The 18464-nt window shown below is 58.4% G+C and carries 19 protein-coding genes; 3 read left to right on the forward strand and 16 right to left on the reverse strand.

The window, feature by feature from the left end; genetic code table 11:
- Positions 1 to 35 precede the first annotated feature (35 nt).
- From Z945_RS0118500 to Z945_RS0118535, 8 genes are all read right to left on the reverse strand, one after another.
- The gene (locus Z945_RS0118500) at positions 36 to 605 is read right to left on the reverse strand and encodes a hypothetical protein (RefSeq protein ID WP_025053583.1); all 570 of its coding nucleotides are present in this window, start codon (positions 603 to 605) and stop codon (positions 36 to 38) included.
- 6 nt (positions 606 to 611) lie between these two features.
- Positions 612 to 2657, reverse strand: a complete 2046-nt coding sequence (locus Z945_RS0118505; protein ID WP_025053584.1) for an acetyl-CoA carboxylase biotin carboxylase subunit — start codon at positions 2655 to 2657, stop codon at positions 612 to 614.
- Positions 2658 to 2765: 108 nt separating this feature from the next.
- Positions 2766 to 2969, reverse strand: a complete 204-nt coding sequence (locus Z945_RS0118510; protein ID WP_025053585.1) for a hypothetical protein — start codon at positions 2967 to 2969, stop codon at positions 2766 to 2768.
- Positions 2970 to 3282: 313 nt separating this feature from the next.
- Positions 3283 to 3639 carry a hypothetical protein gene (locus Z945_RS0118515; protein ID WP_025053586.1) on the reverse strand — a complete coding sequence of 119 codons (357 nt, stop codon included), beginning with the start codon at positions 3637 to 3639 and terminating at the stop codon, positions 3283 to 3285.
- 87 nt (positions 3640 to 3726) lie between these two features.
- Positions 3727 to 3873, reverse strand: coding sequence for a hypothetical protein (locus Z945_RS20740; protein ID WP_169736953.1), 147 nt, complete (start codon positions 3871 to 3873; stop codon positions 3727 to 3729).
- Positions 3874 to 4090: 217 nt separating this feature from the next.
- Positions 4091 to 4471: a DUF6497 family protein gene (locus tag Z945_RS0118525; RefSeq protein ID WP_025053587.1), complete on the reverse strand. Its 381-nt coding sequence runs from the start codon at positions 4469 to 4471 to the stop codon at positions 4091 to 4093.
- 55 nt (positions 4472 to 4526) lie between these two features.
- A complete protein-coding gene (locus Z945_RS0118530; protein ID WP_025053588.1) occupies positions 4527 to 4790 on the reverse strand; it encodes a DUF7218 family protein in 264 nt (87 codons plus the stop codon).
- A 165-nt stretch (positions 4791 to 4955) separates the two neighbouring features.
- On the reverse strand, positions 4956 to 6488 hold the full coding sequence (locus Z945_RS0118535) for an acyl-CoA carboxylase subunit beta (RefSeq protein ID WP_025053589.1): 1533 nt from the start codon (positions 6486 to 6488) through the stop codon (positions 4956 to 4958).
- A 171-nt stretch (positions 6489 to 6659) separates the two neighbouring features.
- Here Z945_RS0118535 and Z945_RS0118540 point away from each other — a divergent pair, with 171 nt between their 5' ends.
- Both Z945_RS0118540 and Z945_RS0118545 read left to right on the forward strand, forming a co-directional pair.
- Positions 6660 to 7895, forward strand: coding sequence for a multidrug effflux MFS transporter (locus Z945_RS0118540; protein WP_025053590.1), 1236 nt, complete (start codon positions 6660 to 6662; stop codon positions 7893 to 7895).
- Positions 7896 to 7963: 68 nt separating this feature from the next.
- On the forward strand, positions 7964 to 9364 hold the full coding sequence (locus Z945_RS0118545; protein ID WP_025053591.1) for a helix-turn-helix domain-containing protein: 1401 nt from the start codon (positions 7964 to 7966) through the stop codon (positions 9362 to 9364).
- Between the two features lie 3 nt (positions 9365 to 9367).
- Here Z945_RS0118545 and Z945_RS0118550 read toward each other — a convergent pair whose 3' ends face one another.
- The 7 genes from Z945_RS0118550 to Z945_RS0118580 all read right to left on the reverse strand — a co-directional run bounded on the left by Z945_RS0118550 (position 9368) and on the right by Z945_RS0118580 (position 17215).
- Positions 9368 to 10000 carry a thermonuclease family protein gene (locus Z945_RS0118550; RefSeq protein WP_338152109.1) on the reverse strand — a complete coding sequence of 211 codons (633 nt, stop codon included), beginning with the start codon at positions 9998 to 10000 and terminating at the stop codon, positions 9368 to 9370.
- Positions 10001 to 10092: 92 nt separating this feature from the next.
- Entirely contained in the window at positions 10093 to 11751 is a 1659-nt protein-coding gene (betA, locus tag Z945_RS0118555; protein ID WP_025053593.1) for a choline dehydrogenase, read from the reverse strand.
- Between the two features lie 255 nt (positions 11752 to 12006).
- Complete coding sequence (betB, locus tag Z945_RS0118560) at positions 12007 to 13464, reverse strand: betaine-aldehyde dehydrogenase (RefSeq protein WP_025053594.1); 1458 nt, start codon at positions 13462 to 13464, stop codon at positions 12007 to 12009.
- A 54-nt stretch (positions 13465 to 13518) separates the two neighbouring features.
- Complete coding sequence (gene betC / locus Z945_RS0118565; RefSeq protein ID WP_025053595.1) at positions 13519 to 15027, reverse strand: choline-sulfatase; 1509 nt, start codon at positions 15025 to 15027, stop codon at positions 13519 to 13521.
- Complete coding sequence (gene betI / locus Z945_RS0118570; protein ID WP_025053596.1) at positions 15024 to 15599, reverse strand: choline-binding transcriptional repressor BetI; 576 nt, start codon at positions 15597 to 15599, stop codon at positions 15024 to 15026. The genes betC and betI overlap by 4 nt, the downstream gene beginning before the upstream one ends.
- 76 nt (positions 15600 to 15675) lie before the next feature.
- Positions 15676 to 16578, reverse strand: coding sequence for a DMT family transporter (locus tag Z945_RS0118575; protein WP_025053597.1), 903 nt, complete (start codon positions 16576 to 16578; stop codon positions 15676 to 15678).
- Positions 16579 to 16615: 37 nt separating this feature from the next.
- On the reverse strand, positions 16616 to 17215 hold the full coding sequence (locus Z945_RS0118580) for a LysE/ArgO family amino acid transporter (protein WP_025053598.1): 600 nt from the start codon (positions 17213 to 17215) through the stop codon (positions 16616 to 16618).
- 187 nt (positions 17216 to 17402) lie between these two features.
- On the opposite strand from Z945_RS0118580, the gene Z945_RS0118585 reads away from it, so the two are divergent.
- The gene (locus Z945_RS0118585) at positions 17403 to 17645 is read left to right on the forward strand and encodes a hypothetical protein (RefSeq protein ID WP_025053599.1); all 243 of its coding nucleotides are present in this window, start codon (positions 17403 to 17405) and stop codon (positions 17643 to 17645) included.
- A gap of 59 nt (positions 17646 to 17704) precedes the next feature.
- On the opposite strand, the gene Z945_RS0118590 is transcribed toward Z945_RS0118585, so the two are convergent.
- A complete protein-coding gene (locus tag Z945_RS0118590; RefSeq protein WP_025053600.1) occupies positions 17705 to 18460 on the reverse strand; it encodes a YebC/PmpR family DNA-binding transcriptional regulator in 756 nt (251 codons plus the stop codon).
- Positions 18461 to 18464: the final 4 nt, after the last annotated feature.

Here is an 18464-nt window from a genome sequence, read left to right on the forward strand (position 1 = left end):
ATAGGCAAAGGAGTGTTCCCATGAGTACACCAAAATCACCGCGCCCCGTCCTTGGTCAACGCGGACCGCGCCCTGGATACTGACAAATGCGCTGACAGCGCGGCGATTGCGCTATTCCCGTCGTCCAACGCCTGCTTTTTCAACGAGATGTAATCGGTATAGACCGCCAACCGTATGTCACGGGATTCGGAGCGCAGAGCGTTTGACCGCAGATCAGCGATGATCGCATCAATGGCAAAAACCTGATTGTAATAACGTGTCACAGGCTGGATGACATCCTCTGGCAAGATATGAATATCCGCGAGGATTGCGGAAAAAATCGTGTCGTTCCGTTCTGTCGGAATGAAAGGTACATAGTCTTCGTTCTCTGACATCTCTTCGGCCACCGTCTCCCAAACCTCGTCCAGATCAAAGAACGTCAGCGCAGCGCGGTAATGCGTAATTTCGGCCAGCAAAGCAGTCGCAAGATCGTCCTGCTTTTCACGCCGGCGGCGGTCGTCGGCGCGGCGGTCCCGCAGGCTGGCGACAAACCAGCCTACCACGTTCACCAATCCGGCAATCGCTGCCGCTATGATGACCGGACCTATCCACGCCTCAACCGCCATCTGGCGTTATTCGAACTCCATAATCACATCATCCACTGCCAGACTGTCTCCGGCCTCTGCGTTGATCTTGGTCACGATCCCCTTGCGTTCGGCACGCAGATTGTTCTCCATTTTCATCGCTTCGATGGTACAAAGCGTCTGGCCTTCCTGCACCTCGTCTCCCACGGCCACGTCCATTTTGACAACCAGACCGGGCATCGGGCAGAGCAGCATCTTGGAAGTATCAGGTGCCACCTTCACAGGCATTTTCCGGGCCAATTCTGCCTGACGCGGGCTGCGCACATGCACACGCAGGTCGGCGCCGCGGGTGCGGATCCGGAACCCGCCCGAAATTTTGCCGACTTTCATCACCAAAGGCGCTTCATTCACCGTCATCGTGGCAAGTTGGTCCCCTGGCGTCCAATCCCCTGCGACACGCAAGACTGTCCCGTCATCAAACTCGACCGTAGCTCCGGCCTTGTCCGCCTTGATTACTACATCATAAGACTGGCCCTGCACCGCAACATTCCAATGGCTGCCCACTTTACGCTCGTGATTGTCCATCCGTCCTGACACACGTGCCCGGCGAATTTCACCGACGCGGTGCATCGCAGCGGAGGCAGCCGCGATCCGGTGCAGATCAGCCTCGGCCAGTTCAACACCTTCGAACCCGTCAGGATATTGCTCTTCGATAAAGGCGGTGGTCATGGTGCCATCGACAAAAATCGGGTGGTCCATCACGGCCGAGAGGAACGGCAGGTTGTGGCCGATACCCTCAACCTCGAAACTGTCGAGGGCTACGCGCATCGCCTCAATTGCTTCGGCACGGGTCGGGGCCCATGTACAAAGCTTGGCGATCATCGGATCGTAGTACATCGAAATCTCGCCGCCTTCATAGACGCCGGTATCATTGCGCACGGCCACAGCACCCGTAGGGGCGTTATCAGCCCATTTGCCATTGTCGCTCAGCGGACCGGCGGCAACCTCTTGCGGCGGGCGGTAGCGGGTCAAACGGCCAATGGACGGCAGGAACCCGCGATAGGGGTCTTCGGCATAAAGCCGGTTTTCAATGGACCAGCCGGTCAACTTGATATCATCTTGGGTGATCGTCAGCTTCTCGCCGTTCGCCACACGGATCATCTGTTCGACCAGATCGACACCGGTGATCAGCTCGGTTACGGGATGTTCCACCTGAAGGCGTGTGTTCATCTCAAGAAAGTAGAAGTTCTTGTCCCCGTCCACGATGAATTCCACCGTACCAGCAGAGGTGTAGCCCACTGCTTGCGCGAGGGCGACAGCTTGTTCGCCCATCGCTTTGCGCGTGGCTTCGTCCAGGAACGGCGAAGGCGCTTCTTCGACCACTTTCTGGTTGCGGCGCTGGATCGAACATTCACGCTCGCCCAGATAGATGCCATTGCCATGGGCGTCGCAAAGCACTTGTATTTCGATATGGCGGGGTTGCGTGACGAACTTCTCGATAAAGATGCGGTCGTCACCAAAGCTGTTGGCCGCTTCGTTCTTGGAGGCCTGAAACCCTTCGCGCGCCTCTTGGTCGTTCCACGCGATGCGCATGCCCTTGCCACCGCCACCCGCGCTTGCCTTGAGCATCACCGGATAGCCGACTTCGTTGGAAATCTTGACCGCTTCATCCGCGTCGGCAATCAAACCCATGTAGCCGGGCACAGTGCTGACGCCTGCTTCTTTCGCAATTTTCTTGGAGGTGATCTTGTCCCCCATTTTCTCGATCGCACCCACCGGCGGGCCGACAAAAGCCACACCAGCCGCCTCGAGCGCTTCGGCAAACTTGCTGTTTTCGCTGAGGAAACCGTAACCCGGATGCACGGCTTGCGCACCGCTTTCCTTGATCGCCGCCATCACCTTGTCGATCACGATGTAAGATTGGTTCGCAGGGGGCGGCCCGATGTGGATGGCTTCATCCGCCATTTGCACATGCAACGCCTGCGCATCCGCGTCCGAATAAATCGCGACCGAGGTCAGACCCATCTTGCGGGCGGTTTTGATAACGCGACAGGCGATCTCGCCCCGGTTGGCGATCAGGATTTTGGTGAACATGAGGTGTCCTTCTGGGTCTTAAGGGAAACGCAAAAACCCCGCGACAGCCAGGGCTGTGCGGGGTTCATAAATCGGGGAGCGCGCAAAGACTGCGCGTCGGTAAAGTGCTTAGCAGCGGTTGGGGTTGATCTGGCAATAGGCAATGTTGCCCGCAGCACCGATGGCCGCGCCTTGCGCAAGGCTGCCGCTGGTAATCGCCGCTGCGCCTGCACCAACTGCCGCACCGCCGAGGGCTTGATCGCCAATGGTATCGCCACAGGCCGATAGGCCGGCACATGCTGCAAGGGTGAGTGTAAGTGTCTTGATTGACATGATGAAATTCCTTCTCTGCTCTGATCTGGCGTATAAACGCAGGGCAAAGACATCTGTTCCATACTTGGTGCAGCTGGGCGGCGAATACCCGCCGGTGGCCGGGCCGTGAAAAAGCGGGGCAGCAGTATCGCATCGTGGATCTGCCGCCCCGTAGAGGAAGGGGTAAGTTTGGGGTGTCTGACAGGCCGCCACTGTGAAGCGTGCCTGTCGACACGTCGCAGGCTGGGGCTTTCTTCAGGGTGTGCCAAGCATGCGTAACCGGCTGGTCCAAAACCGGCCAAGCTACGCTTATTCGCGAGGCATCCAAGCAAGTTCATGCCGACCCCTCTTCAAAGGCTTCGGGGAAAGAAGCCCGTGCCATGCGTTCGTCAATCACCAGCATAGATTCGTAATGCGCAGGATCGAATGGATCGGTGGCGGGCAGAACTTCGCGCCCAAAGAGCCAGGACAAGCGCCCTGCATCCAGATTACCCCGCTCGAACGGCTGGTCGCCGAAATGCTCCCAGAGCGCCTTCATAAAGGCAGCATCTGCACGGCGATCTGGCGGACGGCGGTCGGAACGACGCTCGCGCCGCGATAGCGGTGTGACCCCCTTGGGGTTGGGACGGCGGATGGTGAATTGATAGTCGGTGCCGGGCAAACGTCCCGGAAATCCTCGATGTTTCAGCATATAGGCTGGCATCACATGGCCCTCCGACTAAGGACCAAGGCGGGTCGTTGGATCGAGGCAGGCGCGAACGCCTGCCCCGCAGCAAATTTACTTGTACTTGCCGGTGTATGTTGGCTCGACCGAGATGGGCTCGGGCTCGACAACAACGTATTCTTCTTCGCTTTGGCCGGACGTACAGGCAGCAACAGTGGCGATAAAGCCGATGGCTGCCAGGAATTTGATGCTCTTGGACATCTGAGTCTCCTGTCTATGTGAGTGGAACGCGCATCGTGTATTTGCCTCACGCGCCCCGTTACTTTTGAGGTAAGGGATACTTGGGTATTCCTTGATGCCACATTAGAGTAATGCGGGTTCAAATAATATCCAGTCCTAACCAATCGGCGGACTTGTGACGGTAAAGCCTCATTATACCATCCACATGAGAGTTGAACCGCAAGATGTTGTGGTTGCATTACAATCCCTCCCAGATGCAGGCGTTATCCACAGGGCGATATGCTTCGAAAAACTGGGTGGCATCCGGGTCTGCGGTGCCGAACTCGGTTTCGCGATCCGCCAAGGAAATGACAATCATATCACCACCAAGCGCAAATTCTTGAATGTAGTCCAGCGCCAAATGCTCACAGAGATATGTCATGTCAGCGGCGGCTGTTTCAATGCTGATGCCACTGGCGTCGCGGCTGATCTCGGGCGCGATGAAGCGAAACCGCAGCCACGTCTCGTCGCCAACCGTATCGACCAGCACCTCTTGCAACGCAACATTCAGGCCTGACGGCACGTCGGCTGCGTAAACTGGACCTGCTGCAACAAGCATAGGAAACAACAGCCGCTTCATACGACCATTCCCTTCGACGCTTCGCTACCGCAGCCCGCGTGAGTCTTGCTGTCCCTCAGGTGCTGCGCAGCGCCTCTATCAATTCGTCCTTGGTCATATCCGACCGTCCGTCGATCTCCAGCTCCTGCGCACGGGAATATAGATCGTCTTTGGTCCACTCCTCGTATGGCGGCTGCTTGCCGCCCTTCTTGGAGGGGTGCTGATCCTCGTTTGCCTGCGCATTGGCGATGGCGGCTGCTTTCTGCTTGGATGCACCGTCCTCGCGCAGGGCTTCGTATGTCTCGTCGTCCTTCACACTGGGGCCATGATCTTTGGTCATTGGGATCTCCTTTTTCACCCAACAGCCCGATTAGGCCCTCGGTTCCAACGCCCGCACATTTCGCGGGCGCACCCCGTGGGGCACAGCACTCTTCCAACGCCGGTAAGGCGCTGGAAGAGGGAGCAGGATTGGTATTTGAAAAAGGGTGAAGCAAAAGGTAATACCCTACAGCGGAATGTTGTCGTGTTTTTTCCACGGCATTTCTTTTTTCTTGTTCCGCAATGATGCGAATGCCCGTGCAATGCGTTTGCGGGTCATGCGTGGCTGGATCACCTCGTCGATAAATCCGCGTTCAGCGGCGACAAAAGGGTTCGCAAAGCGTTCTTCGTAATGCGCCGTATGCTCCGCGATCTTCTCGGGATCATCGCGGTCTGCACGGTGAATGATTTCGACCGCGCCCTTGGCCCCCATCACGGCCACTTCGGCCGTGGGCCAGGCATAGTTGAAATCAGACTGCAGGTGCTTGGACGCCATTACCACATAGGCACCGCCATAGGTCTTGCGCGTCGCCACGGTGACCATCGGCACTGTCGCCTCGCCATAGGCAAAGAGCAGCTTTGCACCGTGTTTGATCACGCCGCCGTATTCCTGCGTGGTGCCGGGCAGAAATCCTGGCACATCAACCAGCGTCAGGATGGGGATTTCAAAGGCATCGCAAAAACGCACAAAACGCGCCGCTTTGCGGCTGCTGTCGATGTCCAGCACGCCGGCCAGCACCATTGGCTGGTTGGCGACCACACCCACGGTACGGCCTTCGATACGCATGAAACCGGTGATGATGTTTTTGGCAAACTCCGCCTGGATCTCGTAAAAATCGCCCTCGTCGCTCAGCTTAAGGATCAATTCTTTCATATCGTAAGGCGTGTTTGCGTTCTCGGGTACCAGCGTATCCAGCGAAGGCTCGATACGGTCTGGCTCATCAAAGAAGGGGCGCACTGGCGGTGCTTCGCGGTTGTTGGCAGGCAGGAAATCGACCAGCCGGCGGACCTCTGCCAGCGCCTCCACGTCGTTTTCAAAAGCGCCGTCGGCGACGGATGATTTACGGGTATGGGTGGTGGCACCGCCCAATTCCTCCGAGGTGACCTGTTCGTTGGTCACGGTTTTCACGACTTCGGGGCCGGTCACGAACATGTAAGAGCTGTCTTTGACCATGAAGATGAAATCGGTCATCGCCGGTGAATACACCGCGCCCCCCGCACAGGGCCCCATGATTACACTGATTTGGGGAATTACACCGGACGCCATGATGTTGCGCTGGAACACCTCGCCGTATCCAGCCAGAGAGTCCACGCCTTCCTGAATACGCGCGCCGCCCGAGTCGTTGATACCGATCACCGGTGCGCCATTTTGCATGGCCATGTCCATGATCTTGCAAATCTTCTTGGCATGGGTTTCGGAGACGGAACCGCCCAACACTGTGAAGTCCTGAGAGAAGACATATACCAAACGGCCATTGATTGTGCCCCAACCGGTAACCACGCCATCGCCCGCAGGCTTTTGATTTTCCATGCCAAAGTCGGTGCAGCGATGAGTGACGAACATGTCGAATTCTTCGAAAGACCCCTCGTCCAGCAAGAGATCAACCCGTTCGCGCGCCGTCAGCTTGCCCCGCCCGTGCTGCGCGTCGATCCGGGCCTGGCCGCCACCCAGCCGTGCGGTTTCGCGGCGCTCTTCAAGCTGTTCGAGAATATCTTTCATGGTTTACCCCTGCTTAATATCCTTACCATAGTAACGAACTGAGCAGGGCTGAGGAAAGCACCTTTCTGCATATTTGCAAATTGTATGCAGTCTGACTGAAGCAAATCGCAAAATTGCAAATCGCCGACCGGAATATGGACAACCCTACGGCAACGGATTACTTGCATTTGCATGGATAAATTCCCCCCTCCACTTCCCGTCATCCGGTTTCTGGATCGCAAAACACCGCCAACGGTATTTACGCTGATCCTGTTGGCGGGGCTTTCCGCTTTGGTGATGAATATCTTTTTGCCCAGTCTGCCGCAGATGGCGGAGTTCTTTGGCACCTCTTACGCCACTATGCAGCTTTCAGTCCCGCTTTATCTTTTGTTCAGTGCGGTGATCCAAATTTTCATCGGGCCAATTTCAGACAATCTGGGCCGCCGACGGGTGATGATTTTCGGTTTGATCGGATTTATGATAGCCACATTGGGATGCATTTTTGCGCCGAACGCTTTGGTATTTCTCTGCTTTCGCATTGCACAGGCGGTGGTTGCCACAGCAATGGTGCTGAGCCGTGCGGTCCTGCGGGATCTCTATACCCAGGATCAGGCCGCCTCCAAAATCGGCTATGTCACCATGGGTATGGCACTGGTGCCGATGATCGCACCCGCGGTGGGTGGCGTGATAGAGCAATCCTATGACTGGCATGTGACATTCTGGCTGATGTTTGTAATTGCCGGCGGCATTCTCGCGCTTGTCATCACCGATATGGGAGAGACAGCACGCGCCACCGAGAACACCATTCTGGGTCAGTTTCGCGAATACCCCGAACTGCTGCGCTCGCCGCGGTTCTGGGGCTATGCAATGGCCGCTGCCTTCTGCTCAGGTGCCTTTTTTGCCTATCTTGGCGGTGCGCCCTTTGTCGGCTCTACCGTCTTTAACCTCGATCCCTTCTGGCTCGGTATCTATTTCGGCGCACCCGCAGTGGGGTATTTTACCGGCAACTGGATCACCGGCATGTACGCCATGCGATTTGGCATAAATACGATGGTGCTTTGGGGGTGCATGGCGAACGCATTGGGCAGCACCCTGTCTTTGTTCATTTTTCTTGCGGGTTACGGCTCGGCCGAAACGTTTTTCGGCTTGATGACCCTGGTTGGCCTTGGCAACGGCTTATGTATTCCGAACGCGACGGCTGGCATGTTGTCCGTGCGACCGCATCTCGCGGGCACTGCATCCGGACTGGGCGGCGCGATCATGATCGGGGGTGGTTCCGCACTGGCCGTACTGGCAGGGCTCTTGCTGACACCCGAAAGCGGTGCCTACCCACTGATCCTGATCATGTTGTTCACAGCAATTGCCGGTATTGCATCGATCCTTTTCGTCATCCGGCGCGCCCGCAACCTCGAGCTCAATCCGGTCTGACCGCGCTTGCAGCCCCGCTTTTGCAAAGCTAGGCTCTGTGTAACTGCAAAGTTGCAAAGGATGCGTGTGTGGCCAGTCAGAAACTCTATGCCGGGGCCAAGCTGCGCGAATTGCGTACAAAGATCGGGTTGACGCAGAAAGACTTTGCCGGCCGTTTGGGTGTCTCCCTGCCCTATCTCAACCAGATGGAGAACAACAACAGACCGGTGTCGACCACTGTTGTACTGGCACTGGCCAGCGAATTTGGTCTGGATGTCACAGAACTCAGCGCCGGCGATGGCGAGCGATTAATCAGCGATATGCGCGAAGCACTCGCTGATCCGGTGTTTCAAGGGAACCCGCCGCCACTTGCCGATATCAGGCTGGCCGCCTCCAACGCGCCGGGGTTGGTCCGGGCCTTTCTCGACCTTCACCAAAGTTACCGGCAAACCCATGAAAGGCTTGCTTCACTGGACGAAGCTCTCGGTCGTGAGGACGCCCGCGCCGCCCCCTCCCCTTGGGAAGAGGTGCGCGATTTCTTTCACTATTGCGACAATTACATCGACGCCGTGGACCGTGCCGCCGAGCATTTTGCGGACCGAGCGGGCACCCATCGCAACATGCGCGTGGCGGCCGTATCGGCCCTTGGCAATGCAGGCATTACCGTCAGCTTTGATGACACAGACACGCTGCGCCGCTTCGATCCCGACACAGGCACATTGCACCTGTCGACGCGGGTGGCACCCCAGACACAGACCTTCCAACTGCTGTTACAAGTCGCCCTCGCCCGTCAGGATGCACTGCTAGAGGCCACATTGGATCTGGCCCGCTTCACCACCTCCAACGCCCGCGACATCGCCAAGATCGGTCTCGCCAACTACTTTGCCGGGGCAGCTCTGATGCCCTATGCGAAGTTTCATAAGGCCGCGCAGACCTGCCGCCATGATCTCGAGCTTCTGGCCGGACAATTCGGTGCGTCCATCGAACAGGTCGCACATCGCCTGGCGACGCTGCAACGCCCTGGCACCAAGGGCATTCCGTTCTTTTTCGTGCGTGTCGATCAGTCAGGTACCATCACCAAACGGCACTCCGCCACGCGTCTGCAATTTGCGCGGTTCGGTGGGGCCTGCCCGCTTTGGAACGTCCATCAAGCTTTCGAAACGCCGGGACGATTTCTGCGCCAACTGGCCGAAACACCCGATGGCGTGCGTTATATTAGCCTTGCACGCGACATTTCCAAACCTGCGGGCCGGTATGGCGCACCTGTGCGCCGGTTTGCGATCGCGCTGGGGTGCGAAATGCGCCACGCGGGCCAGTTGGTGTACGCCGACGGGATGGATATGACCCGCGACAGCGCCTTTGAGCCGATCGGGATTTCCTGCCGCATCTGCGAGCGCAAGAACTGCCATCAACGTGCCGTGCCGCCGCTGGAACGGCATCTGGTCGTTGATCCGAACCGGCGCGACACCCTGCCTTACCGCGTTGAGTAGGCGCTAGCGCTTAGCTGCTCGCCAGCCGGACGCACGCGCCTGTGCCTCGGAACAGAACCACCGTTCTCCCTTTGCAGGCTGGATGCCGGTACGTTCATAAAACTTCTGCCCCGGCACGTGATAAATCCGTGCACCCTTGGCGCTGATGTTGCCTTTGATGACACAATTCGCATCGGGGGCCTGACGCCCCTTAATGCGCGTCAGTCGGTAGCGGGCGGGCGACTGCATCTTGAACCCGTGAATGCCGCGATCCGCGACAAAAGCAGCCTTTTCATCCAGATCATAATCGTCGGAATATTTGCGATAGGCATAGGCAAGCCCCTGCGCCACGATCTCGCGCCCGATGTCGCGGTTCTGTATGAAACAGCGGGCCACCACGCGGCCATGTCGGTCCTTGTCCAACGCGTCGCAGCGTGTCTGGGCCCCTTGATACAAGTCGGTGACCTGCCGCGTCACCCAATCACCGCAGCCCCAATTTTGGCCCGTCAAAGTAGTACAAGGCTGGTCGCGCTCCGGGGCGTCAATACCGTGCAAACGCACCCGTGTGCCCCCTACATCGACGGTATCTCCGTCAATCACCCGCAAAGTGCCCGTGATATCTTGTGCGACCACTGGCAATGCCGCCAAGCAGAACACCCCAAACCATGAACAAATCCTTAACATTCCGTCAACGTCGCGCAGAAGCCCGCACCGATCAACTGATTTTGTTAAGAAAGGTTAATCAATCGTTAACGCTGCGAGGTTTCCCAATCAGGATGCACCCAAGGCTCGTCATTAGCCCGCGCCAAGGGATCAAGACCCAGCAGGTGATCTGACACTTTCTCACCCACCATGATCGACGGTGCGTTTAGATTGCCATTGGTGATACGCGGAAAGATCGAACTGTCCGCCACCCGCAGGCCCTCGACCCCGATCACCCGTGCCTGCGGGTCAACAACCGCGTTTGGATCGTCTTCAGCGCCCATCCGGCAAGTACCACAGGGGTGATAGGCGCTCTCCGCGTGTTCGCGGATCACTGCGTCAAGCTCTGCATCGGTCTGGTGCGCCTCACCCGGCTGGATCTCGTGTTTGACGAAAGGCTTGAAGGCGTCCTGCGCAAAAATCTCGCGGGTCAGGCGGATGCAGGTGCGGAACTCTTCCCAATCCTGCGGATGCGACATGTAGTTGAACCGGATCACAGGCGCATCAGCGGGATCCGCGGAACGCAAGCTCACACTCCCCCGCGACCGCGAGCGCATCGGACCGGTATGGGCCTGAAACCCGTGGCCCTCTGCGGCGGCCTGACCATCATAGCGGACCGCAATGGGCAGGAAATGAAACTGGATATCGGGGTAAATAATGCCGGCCTTTGAACGAATAAAGCCCGCACTTTCAAATTGGTTCGAGGTCCCCATGCCCTTTTTAAAGAACATCCACTGCGCCCCGATCACCGCCTTGGACAGCAGGTTCCAGTGGCGATAGAGCGTGATGGGCTGGGACGACGCCATCTGGATATACATCTCCAGATGATCTTGCAGATTGGCCCCCACGCCGGGACGGTCGACAACCACCTCGATCCCGTGCTCTGCCAGATGCGCCGCCGGACCGATGCCGGACAACATCAGCAACTTGGGTGAATTGATCGAAGAGGCGGCCAAAACCACTTCCCGCTCTGCGTGGATCACTTCGCGTCGGCCCTTGCGGATCACCTCAACGCCCGTGGCGCGGCCCTCCTCAATAACGACCCGCTGCGCCAAGGCCTGAACCAGCGTCACATTCCCGGTCTTCTGCGCCGGACGCAGATAGGCATTGGCCGCCGACCAACGCCGCCCGGCCCAGACGGTTTGCTCCATCGGGCCGAAACCTTCCTGCTTTTGCCCGTTATAGTCATCGGTCACCTGGTATCCCGCTTGGCGTCCGGCATCGACAAAAGCCTGAAACAACGGATTGTGCCGTGGCCCCCTGCTCACATGCAGGGGTCCATCGCCCCCCCGCCAACTTGCATCCCCGCCATGGCCGCCATCATGCCAATGCTCCATCCGCTTGAAATAGGGCAGCACATCCGCATAGGACCAGCCCCGGGCACCTGATTCCTCCCAATGATCGTAATCATGGGCATGCCCGCGCACATAGACCATTCCGTTGATCGACGATGACCCCCCGATGACCTTGCCACGCGGGCAAGCCAACCGCCGGTTGTCCAGATGCGGCTCGGGCTCTGACATATAGCCCCAATCATAGCGCCGCATGTTCATCGGATAGCTGAGTGCAGCAGGCATCTGAATGAACGGACCAGCGTCGGTGCCCCCGTGTTCGATCACAATCACCTTGCGCCCGGCCATGGCCAAACGGTACGCCATCGCGCACCCAGCGCTGCCAGCGCCCACAATCACAAACTCTGCCTTCATCTCACCACTCCCGTGATTCTGCGTAGGGTCAAGGATCGCAAAGCGACCGGGGCTTGCCCCGGCTTGTCCTTGAGGCTACGCGGAATCGCACCTTCAAAATTGATCAGGTGTCTTGAGCCACAGATTGTGGCCTCAAGCACCTCTCAGCATATTCCGCAAACCGCGAAACCAGTTCAAAAACAACGGATTGGGGCTCACACCTCACCCCGCACCAAGGTTGTAAAGCGCGTTAGCGCTCCGCTGGATCACGCCCCCTCAGAAAGGCGCTTCCACATCGTCCATCCGCACAAAGACTGATTTCAGCTGGCTATAATGCTCGATTGCGGCCTTTGAATTTTCCCGTCCCACGCCCGAATTTTTGGACCCGCCAAAAGGCGCCTCCACCGGCGCGTCATTGTAGGTGTTGATATAGCAAGTACCTGCCTCAAACCGCGCAGCGACCCGGTGAGCGCGGGCCAGATCGCGGGTGAAAACGCCGGCTGCCAAACCGAATTCCGTATCATTCGCGCGGGCCATCACATCGTCTTCGTCTTCAAAATCCAGCACCGCCATGACGGGGCCGAAAATCTCCTCGCGGGCGATGGCCATGTTGTCGGTCACATCGGCAAAGACGGTGGGTTGTACAAAGAACCCTTCGCGGTCGAGCCGCGCACCGCCCGTTACCAAACGCGCCCCTTCGGCTTGGCCTTTTTCAACGTAGCCCAAGACGATTTTCATCTGACGTTCGGATACCATCGGGCCAAAGCTGGTGTCGGGGTCCATCGGATCACCGATGACCGCATTGCCCAGCCGTTCGGTCAGCCGCTTGAGGAATTGCTCCTTGATCGCCTCGTGCACAAAGACCCGTGTCCCGTTGGAGCAGACCTGACCGGAGCTGTAGAAGTTGCCCAGGATGGCACCGCCCACGGCATTTTCGATGTCTGCATCCTCGAAAACGATCATCGGGGATTTGCCGCCCAGTTCCATCGTGACATGTTTGATGCCTTCAGCCGCAGCCGCATAAACCTTGCGCCCTGTGGGCACCGATCCGGTCAGCGAGACCTTGTCGACGCGGGGGTCCGTGACCAGCGCGTTGCCGACCTCGCCCATCCCCTGCACCACATTATAGAGGCCAGCAGGCAGCCCCGCCTCGTGCAAAATCTCGGCTACTTTCAGGGCGCAGAGCGGTGTTGTCTCGGAAGGTTTGAAGATCATCGCATTGCCGCAGGCCAGCGCAGGTGCCCCTTTCCAGCAGGCGATCTGAGTAGGATAGTTCCACGCCCCGATGCCGACACAAAGGCCCAGTGCTTCGCGGCGCGTATAGACCCAGTTTTCGCCCAGCTGGATATGCTCACCCGTCAGGGTCGCGGCCATGCCGCCAAAATATTCCAGCGCATCCGCACCCGAGGTGGCATCGACCAGGGACGTTTCCTGATAGGGTTTGCCGGTGTCGTAGGTTTCAAGCACACTCAGATCGTGATTGCGGTCGCGCATGATTTCGGAAGCGCGGCGCAAAATCCGGCCCCGCTCGGTGCCGCTCATTGCGGCCCAGGCGGCTTGGGCGCTCTTCGCTGATTCTATTGCCTGTTCGATGATCGCGGGCGTCGCCGCGTGCGCGGTGGCAATTTTTTCGCCCGTCGCGGGATAGATCACCTCGATGGGCGTGCCGGCTGTATCTTCGACATAGGCACCGTTGATGAAATGGCTGGCGGTCGGTTGTGTATCATAAGGCATGTGGTGCACGTCTCCGGTGGGGTGTCGGGTATTTTTAACAGGGTGAATTGGGGGTCAGGTACTTTTGGGGGCGCGTTTGCTGTCTTCCAGCACGTTCAGGTCCATATGGTTGCGCATGTACTGCTCTGAAGCCTTGCGCAGCGGCTGATAATCCCAGGGGTAGTAACCGCCCGTGCGTAGCGCCTCGTAGACCACCCAGCGGCGGGCTTGGGATTTGCGCACCTCGGCGTCGTAAGCTGCGAGGTCCCAGCGGGCTTCGGATTTCGCCCGTAGGGAAGTGAGGGTGCCCTGATGCGCGGGATGCTCCGCGAGATTTGTCAATTCGAGCGGGTCCGTTTCCAGATCGAAAAGCTGATCGGGGTCGATGAGGCAGCGATTGTATTTCCATTTGCCGTAGCGCAGGGAAACCATCGGCGTTTGGGTGGCTTCGGCGGCATACTCCATTGCCACGGGTTCGCTGCGCTCCGCCCCCTGCCCCAGCGGCACCAGTGATTGCCCGGTCGTCCATGGCATGACCTCGGCCATACTGACGCCAGCAAGGTCGCAAAGCGTGGGACAGATATCGATGTTACTGACAGGCGAGGTGGTTAGTCCGGCCTGCATCTGGGGCGCGGCGATCATCAGCGGCACACGGGCAGAGCCTTCAAAGAAGGACATTTTGAACCACAATCCCCGTTCGCCCAGCATATCCCCGTGGTCGGAGACGAAGACCACAATGGCCTCTTGCTGCGTATCCTCCAGCACCTTCAAAATCTCGCCGATCTTGTCATCGAGATAACTGATGTTGGCGAAATAGGCACGGCGGGACCGCTTGATGTCGTCTTCCGTGATGTCAAAGCTGCGCCAGTCATTAGCGTCAAAAATACGCTGGCTGTGCGGATCGTGATCAGCATAGTCCATGGCAGGCACCTGCGGCAGCAGGTGATCGCAATTTTCGTACAGATCCCAATACTTCTTGCGTGCCACATAGGGATCATGCGGATGGGTAAAGCTGACCGTCAGGCACCAGGGCCGCGCATCCTCTTGCCGCGCATACTCGTACAGTTTGCGGGTCGCGTTATAGGCAACTTCATCGTCGTATTCCATCTGGTTCGAGGTCTCGGCCACACCGGCCCCCGTCACCGACCCCATGTTGTGATACCACCAATCGATCCGCTCGCCCGGTTTGCGGTAATCCGGCGTCCAGCCAAAGTCCGCCGGGTAGATGTCTGTGGTCAGGCGTTCCTCGAACCCGTGTAGCTGGTCGGGACCGACGAAATGCATCTTGCCCGACAAACAGGTGTGATAGCCCGCCCGCCGCAGATGATGCGCGTAGGTAGGAATGGAAGAGCAGAACTCTGCTGCATTGTCATAGACGCCGGTGGCCGAGGGCAGTTGCCCTGACATGAACGCCGCGCGCCCCGGCGCGCAAAGCGGCGAGGCCGTATAAGCATTGGCAAAGCGTGTCGAGCGGGCTGCGAGGGCCTTAAGGTGCGGCGCGTGAAGCCAGTCGGCGGGACCGTCGGGAAAAAGCGTACCATTCAGTTGGTCAACCATCACGATCAGGATGTTCGGTTTGCTCATGCGCCCGCCTCCAACAGCAAATGCAGGATCGACAGCGCTGTAGCACGCGCACTTGATGCGGTGCCTGCATCAGACAGAGCTGCGCGCAGGTAGAGACCGTCGATAAGAGCGGCCAGTGTCTCGGCATCGGCTTCGGGCGTGGCACTGATCGGGCGCAAGGCATGGGTCAGGTTTGACCGCAGGCGGCGCTGGTACAGACGCAGCAGGCGGCGGGTTTGCTCGTTCGTGGGGGCCGCCGCGTAAAGTGTCATCCACGCATTTACGGTCCCCGGCGCGAAGCAGGTCTCGTCGAAGCTCGCGATGATAATGGCAGCCGCGCGGTCACGCGGGCTGCGGGCTTCGGCCAGACGAGCGTGCACCTCGGCTTTGTATTCGGAGAGGATGTGCCGCATCGCTGCGAGGAAGATCTGGTCTTTGCCGCCGAAATAGTGATGCGCCAGTGCGCTGGACATGCCCGCACGTTTGGCAATCTGGCCTACGGTCACATCGAGCGAATGCGCGGCACCGATCTCGGCGATGGTGGCTTGCACCAATGCAGAGCGGCGAAGGGGTTCCATTCCGACTTTGGGCATGGCGGATTCGGGCTTTCCTGTCAGGGTCGCCCTATCGTAATTCGTTTTTAATTAACTCGTCAATCAATGAAAATGTTCATACCTTGGTCGCATGGGGGTTCGGCGTGACCTGCCGTTTCAACGTGGCTTCGCGCCAGGTGATGAAGGTCACCGATGACAGGATCACAAAGCCGCCGAGCACCACCCAGATGTCCACCGGTTCGGCGAACATCACCGCCCCCAGCGCCGTGGCCCAGACCAGTTGCAAAAATGTGACCGGTTGCGTGACCGTAAGCGGTGCCGCGGCAAAGGCGAGAGTCATGGTATAGTGCCCCGCCGTGGCAAAGATCGCGACCATGAACAGGATGCTGACTTCTGTCATGGTCGGCATGATCCAGACCGGCAGAGCAAAGGGCGCAAGACCCAAGGTCACGAACACCGACAGCAGGCCGACAACAATCCCCGGACGGACCTCATCGGCCATCACTTTGGCGATCAGATAGGAGCCTGCAAAAACCACTGCGGCAATCAGCATTGCCAGATGGCCTGTGCTGATCTCACGGAACCCGGGCCGCAGGATGATCGCAGCCCCTGCAAGCCCCATCAAAACCGCCACAATCCGCCGCAAAGCCAGCCTTTCCCCTAGAAATAGCGCCGCTCCGATGGTGACGTAAATCGGTGCAAGATAGTTCATCGCCGTCACTTCGGCGATGGCGATACGGGTCATGGAGTAGAACCACAGGATCACGCCCAGCGCGTGGCAAAAGCCGCGCAATCCGAACAGCGACCACTGCCGCCGTGTCAGGCGGGCTTGGCGCAAGGCACCCAGCGTGGGCAGCAGGAATACCAACCCCATACCATATCGTAAAAACGCAGCCTCTGCCGCGGGCAAGCGGGGGCCCATGTATTTCACCAGCGCCGTCACCATGATGAAACACAGTCCCGTCACCAGCATCCACAGAATACCCGTTACGGGACGATGAGGGAGGGCTGTCGTCATGGCGCTACACTGCGCAGGGATGACAGGAAGGGCAAGATCACATCAGCAAAAGTTTCGCTGCAATCGCCCACATGGTCAGCGCGATGAGGCCGTCCAGAATTTGCCAGCTGACAGGGCGCGCAAACAAAGGGCTCAGCAGCCGCGCCCCATAGCCCAAGGCAAAGAAAAACGTGAGGCTGGCCAAGACCGCACCGCTGCCAAAGGCAAGCCTGTCGGGGTATTGCGCCGAGATTGATCCGATCAGGACAACTGTATCCAGATAAACGTGCGGATTCAGCCATGTGATCGCCAACAGCGTCAGGATCGTTTTACGCAGACTTTGCGTGGCGGTACCCGATGTATCCAATACCGCCCCCCCGCGCCAGGCGGATTGCGCATTGCGCCAGCCGTACCAAATCAGGAACGCCGACCCGCCATAGAGCATGGCTGTCTCGAACCAGGGCGCAGCCTGCGCCAATGCGCCAAAGCCTGCCACACCTCCGATGATCAAAACGGCATCAGATACGCCACAGGTCGTGCAGACCCAGAACACATGCTCGCGCCGCAGCCCTTGCCGCAGCACAAAAGCGTTCTGCGCTCCAATAGCAAGGATCAGTGTCAGGCTAAGTGCAAAGCCGGGCAGAAACGAAGATATCATAGCAAGTCACCTACGCTTTGCGGCATCGAACACGTGCTGTCGGCCTACAGGGTTTTGCCCCCCCGGTGCAATCCTTAGGCCAAACGCGCTTCGATGACAGAAAGAACACAAGTCGGTTATCCGGCGATCGGACATTGGAAAGTCTGACAGACGCGCCTATATGCCTGTTCAGAACAAAGGAAAAAAGATGTTTCGCAAAACACATAAGGTCGATCTGACCGCTGCCGATCTGGCGGTAATCGAAAGCGCGCTGCATACGCAGTCCAAGATTTTGGATGTTCAGGCCGGGGCCGGTGGCACGGATGCGCATGCGCGGCTCAATGAGGTAAAGCGCGTTATGGCGCAAGTGGCCCATATCGCGCCGAAGCAAGAGGCCCCTGCACGCGCTGGCGGTCTTGGTGTTTTCGGGATGCTGCGCCGGTCCGGCTGAACTAGCCACATCCTGCGACGTATGAAAAAGCCGCCCCCGATGAGGGGCGGCTTTTGCGTTCAGCCTTCAGCTTCTTCGAACTGCTGCATCACCTCGTCAGAGGCTTCAAAATTCGTCGTGACACGCTGAACGTCATCATCGTCTTCCAGCGCATCTACCAGCTTCATCAGCTTTTGCAGGCTTTCCAGATCCATCTCGGTGGTGGTTGTCGGCTTCCAGACCAGCTTGGTCGATTCCGACTCGCCCAATTCGGCCTCAAGGGCTGTGGCCACATCGTTAAGGTCTGTGTCCGCACACCAGATCACATGACCTTCCTCTGTGCTCTCCACATCCTCTGCCCCGGCCTCGATGGCCGCCATCATCACGGTGTCGGTGTCGCCGACCTCTGCTGGATAAGTCACTTCGCCTTTACGGTCGAACATAAAGCCCACGCTGCCCGTCTCGCCCAGATTGCCGCCATTCTTAGTAAAAGTAGACCGTACCGTGGACGCCGTGCGGTTCAGGTTGTCAGTCATCGTCTCAACGATCACCGCGACGCCGTTGGGACCATAGCCCTCATAGCGGATTTCTTTGTAGTCCTCGCCCTCGCCCGCCACGGATTTCTTGATCGCGCGGTCGATATTGTCCTTGGGCATAGAGGCTGATTTCGCCTCCTTGACCGCCAGCCGCAAACGCGGGTTCTTGTCAGGATCGGGGTCGCCCATCTTGGCGGCCACCGTGATTTCCTTGCTGAACTTTGAAAACAGCTTGGCGCGGATCTTGTCCTGACGCCCTTTGCGGTGCTGGATATTTGCCCATTTGGAATGGCCGGCCATGATG

It is taken from the genome of Sulfitobacter noctilucae (genome assembly GCF_000622365.1).
In the GTDB taxonomy this organism is placed as follows: Bacteria; Pseudomonadota; Alphaproteobacteria; order Rhodobacterales; family Rhodobacteraceae; genus Sulfitobacter; species Sulfitobacter noctilucae.

What these genes read in the sequence shown, in the direction of transcription:
- Z945_RS0118500 (WP_025053583.1), bottom strand. Translation starts at nt 605, where the DNA reads ATGGCGGTTGAGGCGTGGATAGGTCCGGTCATCATAGCGGCAGCGATT.
- Z945_RS0118505 (WP_025053584.1), bottom strand. Translation starts at nt 2,657, where the DNA reads ATGTTCACCAAAATCCTGATCGCCAACCGGGGCGAGATCGCCTGTCGC.
- Z945_RS0118510 (WP_025053585.1), bottom strand. Translation starts at nt 2,969, where the DNA reads ATGTCAATCAAGACACTTACACTCACCCTTGCAGCATGTGCCGGCCTA.
- Z945_RS0118515 (WP_025053586.1), bottom strand. Translation starts at nt 3,639, where the DNA reads ATGCTGAAACATCGAGGATTTCCGGGACGTTTGCCCGGCACCGACTAT.
- Z945_RS20740 (WP_169736953.1), bottom strand. Translation starts at nt 3,873, where the DNA reads ATGTCCAAGAGCATCAAATTCCTGGCAGCCATCGGCTTTATCGCCACT.
- Z945_RS0118525 (WP_025053587.1), bottom strand. Translation starts at nt 4,471, where the DNA reads ATGAAGCGGCTGTTGTTTCCTATGCTTGTTGCAGCAGGTCCAGTTTAC.
- Z945_RS0118530 (WP_025053588.1), bottom strand. Translation starts at nt 4,790, where the DNA reads ATGACCAAAGATCATGGCCCCAGTGTGAAGGACGACGAGACATACGAA.
- Z945_RS0118535 (WP_025053589.1), bottom strand. Translation starts at nt 6,488, where the DNA reads ATGAAAGATATTCTCGAACAGCTTGAAGAGCGCCGCGAAACCGCACGG.
- Z945_RS0118540 (WP_025053590.1), top strand. Translation starts at nt 6,660, where the DNA reads ATGGATAAATTCCCCCCTCCACTTCCCGTCATCCGGTTTCTGGATCGC.
- betA (WP_025053593.1), bottom strand. Translation starts at nt 11,751, where the DNA reads ATGAAGGCAGAGTTTGTGATTGTGGGCGCTGGCAGCGCTGGGTGCGCG.
- betB (WP_025053594.1), bottom strand. Translation starts at nt 13,464, where the DNA reads ATGCCTTATGATACACAACCGACCGCCAGCCATTTCATCAACGGTGCC.
- betC (WP_025053595.1), bottom strand. Translation starts at nt 15,027, where the DNA reads ATGAGCAAACCGAACATCCTGATCGTGATGGTTGACCAACTGAATGGT.
- betI (WP_025053596.1), bottom strand. Translation starts at nt 15,599, where the DNA reads ATGCCCAAAGTCGGAATGGAACCCCTTCGCCGCTCTGCATTGGTGCAA.
- Z945_RS0118575 (WP_025053597.1), bottom strand. Translation starts at nt 16,578, where the DNA reads ATGACGACAGCCCTCCCTCATCGTCCCGTAACGGGTATTCTGTGGATG.
- Z945_RS0118580 (WP_025053598.1), bottom strand. Translation starts at nt 17,215, where the DNA reads ATGATATCTTCGTTTCTGCCCGGCTTTGCACTTAGCCTGACACTGATC.
- Z945_RS0118585 (WP_025053599.1), top strand. Translation starts at nt 17,403, where the DNA reads ATGTTTCGCAAAACACATAAGGTCGATCTGACCGCTGCCGATCTGGCG.
- Z945_RS0118590 (WP_025053600.1), bottom strand. Translation starts at nt 18,460, where the DNA reads ATGGCCGGCCATTCCAAATGGGCAAATATCCAGCACCGCAAAGGGCGT.